Raw genomic sequence first — 13,836 nt, forward strand, 5'->3', positions numbered from 1 at the left:
TCCCCGCCCCGCCGAAGGAACCATGCCCCGCTGTGAGACACGCCCTCTTGCCACCCGGCGGGTCCCGCCACCCGGGCGGCCCGGGCCCCCGGAAGAGGGAATCGGCCCCGTCCCGCCCGGGGACGGGGCCGACCGGCGCTCCGCGCGGCTCAGCGGCGGGCGACGCCCTCCGCCCGGGCGGCCGCGGCCACCGCCGCCGTCACCGCGGGGGCGACCCGCTCGTCGAACGGGGACGGGATGACGTAGTCGGCGGCGAGATCGTCGCCGACCACCGAGGCCAGCGCCTCGGCCGCCGCCAGCTTCATCCCCTCGGTGATCCGGGAGGCCCGCACCTGCAGCGCCCCCGCGAAGATCCCGGGGAACGCCAGCACGTTGTTGATCTGGTTCGGGAAGTCCGACCGTCCGGTGGCCACGACCGCCGCGTACTTGTGCGCGACCTCCGGGTGCACCTCCGGATCGGGGTTGGCCATGGCGAAGACGAACGCGCCCTCGGCCATCGACGCCACCGCCGGCTCCGGCACCGTGCCGCCGGAGACGCCGATGAAGACGTCGGCGCCGGCCAGCGCCGACTCCAGCGGCCCGGAGAGGCCGGCCTTGTTGGTGAACGACGCCAGCTCCGCCTTGACCGGCGTGAGGTCCTCGCGGTCCCGCGACACGACGCCCTTGCGGTCGGCCACGGCGACGTCGCCGATCCCGGCCTCGATCAGCATCCTGGCGATCGCCACGCCCGCGGCGCCCGCACCCGAGATCACGGCGCGCAGATCGCCGAGGGCCCGGCCGCTCAGCCGCGCGGCGTTCCGCAGCGCGGCCAGCGTCACGACCGCCGTGCCGTGCTGGTCGTCGTGGAAGACCGGGATGTCCAGCCGCTCCTGCAGCCGCTTCTCGATCTCGAAGCAGCGGGGCGCGGAGATGTCCTCCAGGTTCACCCCGCCGAAGGACGGGGCGAGCCGGACCACGGTCTCGACGATCTCGTCCACGTCGGTGCAGTTCAGGGCGATCGGAACGGCGTCCACGCCGCCGAACTGCTTGAAGAGGATGGCCTTGCCCTCCATCACCGGGAGGGAGGCCTCGGGCCCGATGTCACCGAGCCCCAGCACGGCCGTGCCGTCCGTCACGACGGCGACGACCTGCGACTTCCACGTGTAGTCGTGGACGAGGTCCGGCTGCTCGGCGATCGCGCTGCACACCTTCGCGACGCCGGGCGTGTACGCCAGGGACAGATCGTCCTTGTCACGGATCGGCACGGTGGCCTGCACGGCCATCTTGCCGCCGCGGTGCAGCGCGAACGCCGGGTCGAAGGAATCGAGGGGCTCGGCCCCGTCGTCCTGCCCTGTACGACCGTTCCGGCTTTCGCTGTCGCTGCGAGGATTGACAATCTCCGCTGCCACTTGGTTTTACCCCTTAAGTGTTCATGGTTTGAGGGTTGCCACTCCTGGTGAGGGGTGGGCGGGACCGCGCAAGGCCCGGAGGGTTGACACGTACGGGCCGAACACGACGGGCGCGCCGCACACGCGCCCTGATCCCCGGATGAGGGGTGTGAAGAACCTTCTTACCGGACGGACGCCGTCGGCGACGAGTCCATAACGCGAAGGTCACATGCCGAGGCCCCGCGTTGTCGCTCGATATCAGGACAAGGCCGAGGGGAAGTAGGAGCAAGCCCACAACCACGGCAAAAAACACGACGTACGGGTCCGCATCCCGGGATACGCCGGAGATCTTCCGGCCGGAATGGATGATTCCCGCAGACTGTCCGGCCAGATGTCCCGGAGTGGTGCGGTTCGGGTGTCGCCCGTTATCCGATTTTGACATCGCGAGTCCCCTGAATGGCGCAGTCCAAATGGCAAGATGCCGTAATCGCACGAGGTCGCGACACTCGAAGGCGTGTGTTCCCGTCGACCTGCGGCGCTGCCGATACCCGTCGGCAGTGGCCCACCCATCGGCATCTCCACCCATCCGCCGGAGGAACCCACCATGACCGCAAGCACCACCCGTCGTACCACCGCCGCGCGCTCCCGTCTTGCGGCGGCCGGCGCGATCGCGGTCGCAGGCGCGCTGCTTCTCACCGGCTGCGGTGACCAGACCGACGACAGCGGCAGCGCGGGCGCCAAGGAGACGGGCAAGTCCAGCTCGGCCCCCCTGTTCGACAAGCTGCCCAAGAAGATCCAGGACGCGGGTGTCCTCAAGGCCGGCACCAACGCCGAGTACGCCCCGATGGAGTTCCAGGAGGGCGGCAAGATCGTCGGCGTCGACCCCGACCTCGCCGCCGCGCTGGGCGAGAAGCTGGGCGTCGAGGTCGAGTTCACCTCGGGCTCCTTCGACGGTCTGATCAGCTCGCTGAACTCGGGCCGCTACGACATCGCGATGTCGTCCATCACGGACAACAAGCAGCGCCAGGAGGGCCTGGACGACAAGGGCAAGAAGCTCGGCCCGGGTGTCGACTTCGTCGACTACTTCGTCGCCGGCACCGCCGTGTACGTCCAGAAGGGCAACCCGAAGGGGATCAACTCCATCGAGGACCTGTGCGGCCGGCCGGCCGCCGTGCAGCGGGGCACCACGTACGAGAAGGCGCTGCAGACCCAGTCCCGGAAGTGCACGGACGCGGGCAAGAAGAAGATCACGATCCAGTCGTTCGAGAACGACACCGAGGCCCAGACCCGCGTGAAGTCGGGCGGCGCGGTCGCCGGCGTCAACGACTACCCGGTCGCGGTCGACCTGGCCCGCAAGGCGGACGGCGGCAACGCCTTCGAGATCGTCGGCGAGCAGGTGGACGCCGGTCCGTTCGGCATCGCGGTGAACAAGGACAACAAGCAGCTCACCGAGGCCCTGGAGGCGGCCGTCAACGCGATCATCGAGGACGGCACGTACAAGGAGATCCTGGCCAAGTGGGGTGCCGAGACCGGCGCCATCGACAAGGCCGTGGTCAACGGCGGCGAGTGACGGTCCCCGGCACGTACTGAAGGGCGGTCACAGTGACTGACAAATTCGACAAGGAGACGGACGGCGCCCGGTCGGCGGCCGCCGTCTCCAAGGACAGCGGGGCCGCCGTGCCGCCCGCGGCGATCAAGGCCATCCCGGTCCGCCACTACGGCCGGTGGGTCAGCGGTGTCGTCGTGCTGGCGCTGGTGGCCCTGCTCGTCAACGCCTTCGCCACCGCGGAGAAGATCCAGTGGCACGCCGTCGGCGACTACGTCTTCGACGGCACCGTCCTCGCCGGCGCCGGGCGCACCCTGCTGATCAGCGTCCTGGCGATGGTCATGGGTGTGGTCCTCGGCGTGATCCTCGCCGTGATGCGGCTGTCGAAGAACCCGGTGACGAGCTGGGTGGCCTGGATCTACATCTGGTTCTTCCGCGGTACGCCGGTCTACGTGCAGCTCCTGCTGTGGTTCAACCTGGCGCTGATCTTCCCGATGCTGAACCTCGGTCCGATCTACAAGGACGAGATGGTCGACGTCATGACGCCGTTCATGGCGGCCCTGCTGGGCCTGGGCCTGAACGAGGCGGCGTACATGGCGGAGATCTGCCGCGCGGGTCTGACGGCCGTCGACGAGGGCCAGACCGAGGCCGCGCACGCGCTGGGCATGAGCCACGGCAAGACGCTGCGGCGCATCGTGATCCCGCAGGCGATGCGGGTGATCGTGCCGCCGACCGGCAACGAGTTCATCAACATGCTGAAGACCTCGTCGCTGGTGTACGCGGTGACGTACAACGAACTGCTGCGCGCCACCTCGACGATCGGCTCCACGTCGTACGCCGTGATGGAGATGCTGTTCGTGGCGTGCATCTGGTACCTGGTCATCACCAGCGTCTTCAGCGTCGGCCAGTACTACCTGGAGCGCCGCTTCGCGCGCGGCTCGTCCCGGAACCTGCCGGCGACGCCGTGGCAGAAGATCAAGGTCAATCTGATGGCCTTCAGCCGCGAGAGGAGCAGCACGGTATGACGGCCATGGTGAAGGCGGAGGGCGTCCACAAGTCCTTCGGCCCCGTCGAGGTCCTCAAGGGCATCGACCTGGAGGTGCGGACCGGCGAGGTGTTCTGCCTCATCGGTCCCTCCGGCTCCGGCAAGTCCACCTTCCTCAGGTGTATCAACCACCTCGAGAAGATCAACGCCGGGCGTCTGTACGTCGACGGCGAGCTGGTCGGCTACCGCCAGAAGGGCGACAAGCTGTACGAGCTCAAGGACAGCGAGGTCGCCCAGCAGCGCCGGGACATCGGCATGGTCTTCCAGCGCTTCAACCTGTTCCCGCACATGACGGCCGTCGAGAACGTCATGGAGGCGCCGGTCCAGGTGAAGGGCGTGAGCAAGGCGCAGGCCAGGGAGCGCGCGACGCAGCTCCTGGAGCGCGTGGGCCTCGGCGACAAGGCGAGGAACTACCCCTCGCAGCTCTCCGGCGGCCAGCAGCAGCGCGTGGCGATCGCGCGGGCGCTCGCGATGGACCCCAAGCTGATGCTCTTCGACGAGCCGACCTCGGCGCTCGACCCGGAGCTGGTCGGTGACGTCCTCGACGTCATGCGCGACCTCGCCGAGTCCGGTATGACGATGGTCGTCGTCACCCACGAGATGGGCTTCGCCCGCGAGGTGGGCGACAGCCTGGTCTTCATGGACGGCGGTGTGGTGGTCGAGTCGGGCAACCCGCGCGACGTCCTGACCGACCCGCAGCACGAGCGCACGAAGGCGTTCCTGTCCAAGGTGCTCTGAGCGGACACGCGAAGGGGCGGTACGGCCGGGTCCGTACCGCCCCTTCGCGTTCCCCTCCGGTCACCTCAGCGCCAGCAGCAGGGTGTCCGACGGCGAGCACCACACCGGCCGTGCCTCGCCGAACCCCTTCTCGCGCAGCACGCGCGCGTGCCAGGCGGGCGGCGGCATGTCTCCGTCGGCGTGCTCGCCGTAGATCTCGAACCGGCGGGCCGTCGGCTCCGCGAGGACCGGGTCCTGGGCGGCGAGCCGCCACCACTGGGCCCAGTCGAGGGCGCCGTCCCGCTTCGCCCGGTCCATACGGGCGTGGCGCAGGGCGCGCTCGGCCGCGTTGATCCGGGGCGTCGCGTCGTCGACCATGTGGTCCGCGTTCATGAAGACACCGCCGTCGCGGACGAGCCCCGCGATGTGCCCGTAGAGGTCCGCGAGGGGGTCCCGGTGCAGCCAGTGGAGGGCGGTCGCGGTCAGCACGGCGTCGTAGGAGTCGTACGGCAGTTCCGCCGGCCACTCGGGGTCCTTGAGGTCGGCCGTCACGAAGGAGACCCGCCCGTCCCCCTCGAACGTGCCCTCCGCGATGGCGAGCAGCGCCGGGTCCAGGTCGACGCCGGTGCTGGTGGCGTCCGGGAACCGGTCGAGCAGCCGGGCGGTGATGCTGCCCGTGCCGCAGGCGAGGTCGAGCACGCGCGGCGAGGTGCCGACGAGGGCCTCCACCATGTCGAGCATGACCCGGAAGCGCTCCTCGCGGTCCGGCATGTACCACTCCTGCTGCCGGTCCCAGCTCTCCTGCCAGGCCCGCCAGTCGGCGGCGGCCGTGGTGGTGTCCGCGTCCGTCATCGAGCGTCTCCCTCACGTACGTCCCGTAATACCCTGGATGCGCGATCGTCCATTACAAGACCGCGCTCCTGACGATAGAGCTCCTACGTAAGGACTACAAGTGGAACTGGCCTATTACTCGGACTACGCCGTGCGTCTCGTCAACACCGAGGAACCGGCCCGGGGAAAGGACACGCTGACCTCGGTCGAGGCCGTCCGCGATCTGTTCGGCGCCAACCAGTCGGCGGCCCGGCGCACCACCGACGCCGACGTGACGCGGTTCCGCTCGGTCCGGGCCAGGCTCCGCTCGGTCTTCGAGGCGGCGGACGGCGGCGACGAGACCCTCGCCGTCGACCTGCTGAACTCGCTGCTGCTGGAGTTCCCGGTCAGCCCGCAGATCTCCGGCCACGACTTCCGCGACGACGACGGCCGCCCGCTGTGGCACATGCACCTGGCCGACCACCCGTCCAACGCGACCGCCGGCTACGCCGCCACCGCCGCGATGGGCCTGGCCTTCCACCTCACCGAGTACGGCGTGGACCGCCTCGGCCTGTGCGAGGCGTCGCCCTGCCGCAACGCCTACCTGGACACCTCCACCAACCGCTCCCGCCGCTACTGCTCCGACCGCTGCGCCACCCGCGCCAACGTGGCCGCCTACCGCGCCCGCAAACGCCTGGAGGCCGACCGGCCGGAGAGCACGGGCCGGGCCGACGACAGCGCCCAGCCCACCACGGCCAGCGGCGAACGCCGCTCGGAGCCGCGCGGCCGGTAACGGAACCGGACCCGGCCGAGCACCAGCTCGTCGGGCACCACCCCGTAGTCGGTGCTGTCGCCGCCCGCGAACGCGTTGTCCCCGAGCACCCACCAGCCGCCCTCGCGCCGCTCGGCGGCCCGCTTGACGACGAGCAGGTCCTGCTGGAACGGATGCCGCAGCACGATCACGTCCCCGCGTTTGACCCGGGCGCCGTAGTGCACCAGGAGCCGGTCCCCGTGGTGCAGCGTGGGCACCATGGACGGCCCGGTCACCTCGGCCACCCCGAAGGGGAGCGGCGCCCTCGCCCGTTCGGCGTCCTGCGACGGCTCCGGCATCACCCGGCACCTCCCCGGTTCGTCCTCCACCAGTCCCAGTCTCACCCCGGACTTTTGTCCTAAGCCCGCGGGGGCACCCGCGAAAAGCCCTCCGTCACGGAGTAATGTCCAGTGTGAGAAGACGATCACGAGGAAGGAAACGCTCCATGCTTTCCCGCCTGTTTGCCCCCAAGGTCAAGGTCAGCGCCCACTGCGACCTGCCCTGCGGCGTGTACGACCCGGCCCAGGCCCGCATCGAGGCGGAGTCGGTGAAGGCCGTCCAGGAGAAGATGGCCGGCAACGACGACCCGCACTTCCAGGCCCGCGCCACGGTCATCAAGGAGCAGCGCGCCGAGCTGGCGAAGCACCACGTCTCCGTGCTGTGGAGCGACTACTTCAAGCCCCCGCACTTCGAGAAGTACCCGGAGCTGCACCAGCTGGTCAACGACACCCTGAAGGCCCTCTCGGCCGCCAAGGCGTCCACGGACCCGGCGACCGGCCAGAAGGCCCTGGACTACATCGCCCAGATCGACAAGATCTTCTGGGAGACCAAGAAGGCTTGATCTTGAATCATGCCGCCTGACCTGCGGTTTCCTTGATCGCACGGTCTTCCGGTCCGCACCCGGTCCGCAGTCCGCCGAGCACGGCGTCCATGACGGACCGGGTGCGGTCTTCTTCACCCGGCCACAGGTGGGCGTAGATCCGCAGCGTGATCACAGCGGACGCGTGGCCAAGGACGATCTGGACCTGCTTGACGCTCGCCCCGCCGGCGATGAGCGCGGAGGCGTAGAAGTGCCGCAGGTCGTGGGTCACCATGTGCGGCAGCTCGATAGGCTTCCGGCCCTCACGTTCGGCTGCCTCGTTTTCCGCCACCTGGAGCGCCCTGCGGGCGCAGTTCCACTCCGTCTTCCAGCGGCGGTAGTTGAGGGGCTCGCCCTCCTCCATGGTGAAGAGCCACTCCTTGGAGGGCCGTGCGGCCAGGTGCGCCAGGAGGGCATCCGTGACGACCTCGCCGACCGGGACCGTCCGCCGGGACTTGGCGGTCTTCGGCGGGCCGATCTTCCCGGACTGGAGACGCTGCCGCTCGACGCGGATGGCGCCGGCCTTGAAGTCGACGTCCGACACCTTGAGACCGAGCAGCTCGCCTATGCGCAAGCCCGAGCCGGCGAGCGCGGCAATGGCGGCGCGGACGTACGGCGGCATCACGCGGGCCATAGCCTCGACCTGCGCGACCGTGGGCGGAGTGACCTCCTCATCCGGCATGGGCGGGAGGGTGATCCGGCGGCACGGGCTGGCCGGGATGACCTTGTCCTCGACGGCCGCGGTCATGACGCGCACGAGGACGTCGTAGACGTTGCGCACGCTGCCGGGGCCGAGCTGTTCGGACAGGCTCTTGAACAGCACCTGGAGGTCGTTGCGGCGTATCGCCGCCATGGCGCGGGAGCCGAGCGCCGGGACGAGGTGGAGCCGGAGCGCGTTGTCGGTGATGCGCTCGGCCGCCTCGCCCGCGATGAGGGACTCCTCCCACCTCTCCGCGTACTTCGCGAACGAGATCCGCCCGGCGCGAGGGTCGACGTACTGGCCGGTGACGATGCTGGCCGTGACCTCGTCGAGCCAGCGCTGGGCGTCGAGCTTGCGGTCGAAGTGGCGGGCATGCTCCTTGCCGTCGAGGTCTCGGTAGCGGGCCCGCCATTTGCCGTTGGGGCGCTTCTGGATGTTGGCCAAGTGGCTCCTCCCTCGGGTTGGTTATCGGTGGTAGCCGCCGCCCTCGATGTACTCGGTGAGGGTGCGGGCGTCGCGCTCGTCGCCCATGAGGCGAAGGCACTGCTCGTGGATGGCCCGTGAGCTATCGGGGTGGGTCTGGATGTGCTCGGCGATGCCGACGACGGCGTGGTGCAGGCGGTCCTCGGCGTCGCGGGTCTCGTAGTACGCCTCGACGGCTTCCTGGACGAGCCGTCTGCTGTTGAGGTCCAGCCCTTCCAGCGGCGGGGACATCAGCTCTTCGAGGGGCAGCTCGAAGACGCGGGCGAAGGCGAGCGCCTCGTCGACGTTGATGCGGCGGCGTGGGGTGCCGTTTTCGATGCGCCAGACCGCGGTCTGGTTCATCTTGACGCCGGCCTTGGACACCCGATCCGCCAGCTCGGACGTACTCCACCCCCTGACCTCGCGCTCCAGCGCCACCCGTGCGGCGATGTTGCCCTCGCTGTAGAGCAGCGGCACTTCGCTGCTGTCGTGCTTGTCGCCTGCCATCACGCCTCCGCCACGGTCATCGCTATCCCAATTGAAACACAACTTATCCGATTTGGTTAACCGGCGATCGTCAGGCACGCTTTATGCAGATCGAATCGCCACCTAGTCGATTGGGAATCGATGCGATACCTGACCACCGCCGAGGTCGCCGAGCGCTACCGCACGGCCGAGAGCACGGTCCGTTACTGGCGCCAGATCAAGAAGGGCCCGCGCGGCATCAAGGTCGGCAAGCGGGTGCTGTACCCCGAGGCCGAGCTGCTGCGCTATGAGCGCGAGCTGATCGATGGCCGAGACGAGTGGGGCCTGGCCTCATGAGCCGCCGACAGGCCCAGACACGCCAACGGCCCTCGGCGTGCGCACGCCGAGGGCCGGAGATTCCCCTGCACATCGCCCATCCCTGAACGAACGAACCGGTGAGGGGCGGGACCTTGCCCGTCCTGCCCCTCACCAGAGAGGAACGTCTATGGAGGACCCTACGTCCTCGGACGCCGCGAGTGCGTCCGCCGGTGCGGAGGTCGGGCCCAAGGTCGTCTGGCCGCCCGTGGCAGTCCCTGGACACGGGATGGTCCCGCGCAGCGGGGACCGTCGCAACGGGGACCGAGCCGAGTCATGGTCCCCACGTCAGGGGACCGGAGACGACCCCCGCGTCGAGTCCGAAGGCGGTCCCCACAGCGGGGACCGTCCCTCGGGACCTAACCCCGGAGATCGGTCCCCTCGTACAGGGATCGGGGACCAAGCGCACCACGGAGCTGCTCCGTGGCCGCCCGAGGGCGCCGCTCCGTTTCACGACCAGGCACGGACCGGGGACTGGATATCCGCTGACGCAGAAGAGGCGCAGGCCAGCGGCGTGGGGACCGGACCGCAGACCGGGGACCAGGAGCCCGGTCCCGCTCCCTTGGTCTCCGACATGGGGGCCGGTCCCCAGGACGCCGGCGTCGCACCGGGGGACCGTACGGCAGGGAACCGTGGTCCCCGACGGGGTGCGGGGACCGACGGTCCCGTGGGGACCGGAACCGGGCAGGGCGGGACTGCGGTCCCGGACGGCGGTTCGGGGACCGGGGACCGTGGAAGCGCCGACAGCGGGACGGCGGAGGACGGGGCCGTGCTGCTGGACGAGGTCCGGGCGGCGATCGGCCGGTACGTGGTGCTGCCGAGCGAGGAGGCGCTGACCGCGGTCACCTTGTGGGTGGCGGCCTCCCACATCCAGCCCGCCCTCCAGCACGCGCCGCGTCTGGCGGTGGTCGGCCCGACGAAAGGGTGCGGCAAGTCCCGCGTTCTGGACGTGCTCCACGAGACCGTGCACCAGCCGATGATGACGGTCAACACCTCCCCCGCGGTGGTCTTCCGCGTCATCGGCAAGAACCCGCCGACGCTGCTGGTCGACGAGGCCGATACCATCTTCGGCCCCAAGGCGGGCGAGAAGGAGGACCTGCGCGGACTGCTGAACGCCGGGCACCAGCGCAACCGGCCCGCCTGGCGGATCTCCGGGCCGGAGCACAAGCCGACCGCCTTCCCCACCTTCGCCATGGCCGCGCTGGCCGGCATCGGCGACTTGCCCGACACGATCATGGACCGGGCGGTCGTGCTCCGCATGCAGAAACGTAAGCCCGGCGAGCGAATCACCCCGTTCCGCTCGCGGTACTCCGTGCCCGAACTGAACGCGCTGCGCGACCGGCTGACTGCCTGGCTGACCCCGCTGCGTGGCACTGCCGCCGCTCTGGTGCCGACGATGCCGGTCGAGGACCGCGCCGCGGACACCTGGGAGCCGCTGGTTATCGTCGCCGACCTGGCCGGCGGACACTGGCCCGCACAGGCCCGCGTCGCCTGCCTGGCGTTGACCCGCAACGAGGTGGTCCAGGACGAGCAGACGACGCTGAAGACGCGGCTGCTGCGCGACATCCGCCGCGTCTTCGAGCAGGAGGGCGACAAGGAGGCCCTGCGCAGCCAGGACCTGCTCGCCGCCCTCGTCCAGGACGCCGAGGCGCCGTGGGCCGAGTACGGAACCAAGGGCCTGAACGCCTACCACCTGGCCAACCTGCTGCGGGACTTCGGCATCAGCCCGGCCAACCACCGCTTTGAGAACGGCAGGCAGACAAAGGCGTACGCCCGCAACCAGTTCCTCGACGCCTGGGCCCGCTACTGCCCCGACTCCGCCCCATCGGCACCCGCGCCTGGGCACGAGGTCGGGCCCGCACGCCCGGCCCGGGGAAAGCCGCCCGTCCCTCCGTCCGGGGCTCTGCCCGTCGGCCTGCCCGGCGGCACCACCGGCCCCAAGCGCACTCGCTGACCACCCTCCCTGGGTCCGTATCGCTCCGTCGCATCCGTCCCCGCGCAGGTCAGCGCGGGGACGGATCCCCGTGCCAATACGGATCACTCCGTACCTATGGCCGTATCCGTACCTGCCCTGACCAGCCACGCGACGGATGCGACGGACGCGACGAAACAAACCCCAGCCCACACCCCGGAGCGCCCCCTTGCCCGACACGACCACCGACAACACTCCCACCCGCCGCCGCAGGGGACTTCTCGGCCTGGGCCGCCGAACAGCAGCAAGCTGGAGCGAACGAGCCTCTAACGAGGCTTCGTCCGCGCTTGCCCCCGCCCCAGGGGTGGCGGAGGAGATGGCCGGGCGCCAGCGGGCACCCGAGCCGGAGGTGGGGACAACCGCGCCTTCCGCCGACTCCGCACCCGCCGAGCCGCCCATCGATGTCCCCCTGCCCATCGAGCAGCCCTCCTGGCGCGAGCCCGACGCCCCGGCGCTGCCCGCGCTGATGAACCGCAAGCGCACCACCGAGAAGCGCGACCAGGAGAAAACCATCCGTTTCACGCCGACCGCGGTCCGCATCATCGCCAAGGAGGCCGAGCGGCGTGGCCAAAAGTTCGCCGGCTTCGTCGGCGATGCCGCCCTCGCGGTTGCCCTGGGCAAGGCGGGCCTGGTCGGCAGCCCGGAGGACGACCCCATCCGCCCACTGGTCGAAGCCATCGAGGCGCACACCGTCGCGCTGAACCGCATCGGCAACAACCTCAACCAGATCAGCGGAGCCCTCCACCGAGGGACTGTTCCCGAGCACGCTGAAGCGGTGCTGGTCGGCGTCGAGACGGCGGTGGAGAGCAGTTACCAGCTCATCGACCGGTTTCTGAGGGAGGGCGACGCACATGGTGCCTGACGTCTCCACCGGCTCCAGCACGCTCGGCCTGATCAACTATCTCTTCGGCAAAGGGCGGCGCGACGAGCACACAGACCCCCACATCGTCGCCGCCTGGGACAAGGCCGGCGCTCCCGACCCCGGCCGCGATCCCGAAGCCATCTACGCCCAGCTCGCCAGGCGGCTCGACCACCATGTCGACCTGCGCACGCGTGAGCTGGGCGGCACGAAGCCGCCGCAGCACGTGTGGCACTGTCCCGTGCGCACCGCTCCCGGCGACCGCTACCTCACCGACACCGAGTGGGCCGAGGTCGCCCGCCGCATCGTTCACGCCACCGGTATTGCCCCCGAGGACGACGAGAAGGCATGCCGGTGGATCGCGGTCCGGCACGCCGACGATCACATCCACATCCTCGCGACCACCGTCCGCGCCGACGGCCGCCGTCCTCGCACGAACCGGGACGGCTGGCGGGCGCAGCAGGAATGCCGCAAGATCGAGGACGAGTTCGGGCTGCGCCGCCTCAAGTCCGGCGACCTCACCGCCCCACGTACCCCCACCGGTGCCGAGCGGGCCAAGGCCGAGCGCCAGGGCCGGGAGGTGACCGCGCGGGAGTGGCTGCGCGAGCAGGCGTACGCGGTCGCCGCCGCCGTACGCAGCATCGACGAGTACTTCGCCGTGCTGCGTTCCCTCGGCATCCAGGTCAAACCGCGCGTCGGCCCCGAGACCGGCGAGGTGACCGGCTACAGCCTGGCGGCCCCCGGCGACACCACCAGCGGCGAGCCGGTCTGGTACGGCGGTTCGAAGCTCGCCCCCGACCTGTCCTACAACCGTCTCTGCGAACGCCTCTCCACCCAGGACGTGGCCGACCGACCGCAGCAGATGGCCGACCCGGCCGAAACGTGGCGCCGCGCCCATACCGCCATCCGTTATGCCCAAGCAGTCCTCGCCTCCAACGACGACGCCGCGGCTCAGGGCCACATGGATGCCTTCGGTGACACCCTGCACAACCTGGCCCTCGCCGCCCACGGCGCGCATCGGGGCGAACTGCAGGCGGCGGCGAAAATGTTCGACCGCGCTCGCCGCTCGGCGATCCGGGCCGACCATCAGGCCGCCACCGCGCTGCGGGAAGCCGCCAAGGAACTCGCCTACGCCACACACGATCCAGGCGGATTCGCCATCGCCCTGCTCCTCGCCGCCCTCCACCTGGCGCGCGCCGCCGCCAAGTGGCACGAGCAACGCGGCCACGAACAGCAGGCAGCAGCAGCCGAACTGGCCCTCCGCCACCTGCAGGCGGGCTACCAGCAGGCCGCCCAGCCAGTACTGGCGGAACTCACCCGACGCGCCCCACGGACCACCACCATCCACCGCTTCGAGCAGGACCTGCGCGCGGCCCTTCCCGACCACGCCGACCGCGTCCTCACCGATCCCGCCTGGCGGGCCCTGACCACGACCCTCGCCCGCGCCGAGACCGCCGGCCACAGCCCCCGGCGCCTCCTGGCCGAAGCCGCCGCCCGGCGAGAACTCGAAACCGCCGAACATCCCGCCGAGGTCCTCAACTGGCGCATCACCGTCCAACCGAACAGGCGCGCACAGGCAGCACGCAGGCAAAAGACCCGCACCACCACGCCCACTCCGCAGCCGACGCCCACGACGGTGAGCGAACGGCCTACGAAGCGCGGGCGACATCGATAGCTCAAGGTGCGTCGACCCAGCGGAGCCAGCCTGATGCCCTAATGAGAATCCTTGAAAACGGTCAGGGCTACTCGTCGCCCCACTCGGTCCGCTGTTCAACGGGGTGAGGAGCTTCAGCGAGCGCCCCACATGTTGTCGGCCGTGGCCGCCCGCTCGTGGAGTGTGCGGGCCGC

Annotated in this window: 14 protein-coding genes; 9 read left to right on the plus strand and 5 right to left on the minus strand. The window is 70.1% G+C overall.

What is annotated here, in order from left to right; genetic code table 11:
* Window positions 1-149: 149 nt before the first annotated feature.
* A complete protein-coding gene (locus ADK41_RS15230; RefSeq protein WP_030836100.1) occupies window positions 150-1,388 on the minus strand; it encodes an NAD(P)-dependent malic enzyme in 1,239 nt (412 codons plus the stop codon).
* Between the two features lie 583 nt (window positions 1,389-1,971).
* On the opposite strand from ADK41_RS15230, the gene ADK41_RS15235 reads away from it, so the two are divergent.
* From ADK41_RS15235 to ADK41_RS15245, 3 genes are read left to right on the plus strand one after another with little or no spacing between them, the layout of a single operon-like run.
* Window positions 1,972-2,937, plus strand: coding sequence for an ABC transporter substrate-binding protein (locus ADK41_RS15235; RefSeq protein WP_030836102.1), 966 nt, complete (start codon window positions 1,972-1,974; stop codon window positions 2,935-2,937).
* 32 nt (window positions 2,938-2,969) lie between these two features.
* Complete coding sequence (locus tag ADK41_RS15240; RefSeq protein ID WP_030836104.1) at window positions 2,970-3,938, plus strand: amino acid ABC transporter permease; 969 nt, start codon at window positions 2,970-2,972, stop codon at window positions 3,936-3,938.
* Window positions 3,935-4,696 carry an amino acid ABC transporter ATP-binding protein gene (locus ADK41_RS15245; protein ID WP_030836106.1) on the plus strand — a complete coding sequence of 254 codons (762 nt, stop codon included), beginning with the start codon at window positions 3,935-3,937 and terminating at the stop codon, window positions 4,694-4,696. Before ADK41_RS15240 ends, ADK41_RS15245 begins: the two co-directional genes overlap by 4 nt.
* A gap of 60 nt (window positions 4,697-4,756) precedes the next feature.
* Here the strand turns inward: ADK41_RS15245 and ADK41_RS15250 are convergent, their stop codons facing one another.
* Complete coding sequence (locus ADK41_RS15250; RefSeq protein WP_030836108.1) at window positions 4,757-5,527, minus strand: class I SAM-dependent methyltransferase; 771 nt, start codon at window positions 5,525-5,527, stop codon at window positions 4,757-4,759.
* 100 nt (window positions 5,528-5,627) lie between these two features.
* Between ADK41_RS15250 and ADK41_RS15255 the strand changes: the two genes are divergently transcribed.
* The gene (locus ADK41_RS15255; RefSeq protein ID WP_030836111.1) at window positions 5,628-6,278 is read left to right on the plus strand and encodes a CGNR zinc finger domain-containing protein; all 651 of its coding nucleotides are present in this window, start codon (window positions 5,628-5,630) and stop codon (window positions 6,276-6,278) included.
* Here the strand turns inward: ADK41_RS15255 and sodX are convergent.
* Window positions 6,161-6,595 carry a nickel-type superoxide dismutase maturation protease gene (gene sodX / locus ADK41_RS39320; RefSeq protein WP_030836114.1) on the minus strand — a complete coding sequence of 145 codons (435 nt, stop codon included), beginning with the start codon at window positions 6,593-6,595 and terminating at the stop codon, window positions 6,161-6,163. The two genes, ADK41_RS15255 and sodX, sit on opposite strands and share 118 nt — an antisense overlap.
* 146 nt (window positions 6,596-6,741) lie before the next feature.
* Here sodX and sodN point away from each other — a divergent pair, with 146 nt between their 5' ends.
* Window positions 6,742-7,137 carry a superoxide dismutase, Ni gene (gene sodN / locus ADK41_RS15260; protein ID WP_004983535.1) on the plus strand — a complete coding sequence of 132 codons (396 nt, stop codon included), beginning with the start codon at window positions 6,742-6,744 and terminating at the stop codon, window positions 7,135-7,137.
* 7 nt (window positions 7,138-7,144) lie between these two features.
* Here the strand turns inward: sodN and ADK41_RS15265 are convergent, their stop codons facing one another.
* Together ADK41_RS15265 and ADK41_RS15270 are read right to left on the minus strand one after the other, a co-directional pair.
* The gene (locus tag ADK41_RS15265; protein WP_030836117.1) at window positions 7,145-8,299 is read right to left on the minus strand and encodes a tyrosine-type recombinase/integrase; all 1,155 of its coding nucleotides are present in this window, start codon (window positions 8,297-8,299) and stop codon (window positions 7,145-7,147) included.
* Window positions 8,300-8,320: 21 nt separating this feature from the next.
* The gene (locus tag ADK41_RS15270) at window positions 8,321-8,824 is read right to left on the minus strand and encodes a helix-turn-helix transcriptional regulator (RefSeq protein ID WP_030836120.1); all 504 of its coding nucleotides are present in this window, start codon (window positions 8,822-8,824) and stop codon (window positions 8,321-8,323) included.
* A gap of 120 nt (window positions 8,825-8,944) precedes the next feature.
* Between ADK41_RS15270 and ADK41_RS15275 the strand changes: the two genes are divergently transcribed.
* From ADK41_RS15275 to ADK41_RS15290, 4 genes are all read left to right on the plus strand, one after another.
* Complete coding sequence (locus tag ADK41_RS15275; protein ID WP_030836123.1) at window positions 8,945-9,139, plus strand: helix-turn-helix transcriptional regulator; 195 nt, start codon at window positions 8,945-8,947, stop codon at window positions 9,137-9,139.
* A 787-nt stretch (window positions 9,140-9,926) separates the two neighbouring features.
* Window positions 9,927-11,111 carry a DUF3631 domain-containing protein gene (locus ADK41_RS15280; protein WP_420706787.1) on the plus strand — a complete coding sequence of 395 codons (1,185 nt, stop codon included), beginning with the start codon at window positions 9,927-9,929 and terminating at the stop codon, window positions 11,109-11,111.
* A gap of 322 nt (window positions 11,112-11,433) precedes the next feature.
* Window positions 11,434-11,991 (plus strand): hypothetical protein, encoded by a 558-nt coding sequence (locus ADK41_RS15285; protein ID WP_030836130.1) that lies wholly within the window; start codon window positions 11,434-11,436, stop codon window positions 11,989-11,991.
* On the plus strand, window positions 11,981-13,663 hold the full coding sequence (locus ADK41_RS15290) for a relaxase/mobilization nuclease domain-containing protein (RefSeq protein ID WP_030836132.1): 1,683 nt from the start codon (window positions 11,981-11,983) through the stop codon (window positions 13,661-13,663). The genes ADK41_RS15285 and ADK41_RS15290 overlap by 11 nt, the downstream gene beginning before the upstream one ends.
* Window positions 13,664-13,836 lie beyond the last annotated feature (173 nt).

Origin of the sequence: Streptomyces caelestis (genome assembly GCF_001279005.1) — a bacterium.
In the GTDB taxonomy this organism is placed as follows: Bacteria; Actinomycetota; Actinomycetes; order Streptomycetales; family Streptomycetaceae; genus Streptomyces; species Streptomyces heliomycini.

Coding starts and splice junctions, on each gene's coding strand:
- ADK41_RS15245 (WP_030836106.1), top strand. CDS start 3,935: ATGACGGCCATGGTGAAGGCGGAGGGCGTCCACAAGTCCTTCGGCCCC.
- sodX (WP_030836114.1), bottom strand. CDS start 6,595: ATGCCGGAGCCGTCGCAGGACGCCGAACGGGCGAGGGCGCCGCTCCCC.
- ADK41_RS15250 (WP_030836108.1), bottom strand. CDS start 5,527: ATGACGGACGCGGACACCACCACGGCCGCCGCCGACTGGCGGGCCTGG.
- sodN (WP_004983535.1), top strand. CDS start 6,742: ATGCTTTCCCGCCTGTTTGCCCCCAAGGTCAAGGTCAGCGCCCACTGC.
- ADK41_RS15275 (WP_030836123.1), top strand. CDS start 8,945: ATGCGATACCTGACCACCGCCGAGGTCGCCGAGCGCTACCGCACGGCC.
- ADK41_RS15270 (WP_030836120.1), bottom strand. CDS start 8,824: ATGGCAGGCGACAAGCACGACAGCAGCGAAGTGCCGCTGCTCTACAGC.
- ADK41_RS15235 (WP_030836102.1), top strand. CDS start 1,972: ATGACCGCAAGCACCACCCGTCGTACCACCGCCGCGCGCTCCCGTCTT.
- ADK41_RS15290 (WP_030836132.1), top strand. CDS start 11,981: ATGGTGCCTGACGTCTCCACCGGCTCCAGCACGCTCGGCCTGATCAAC.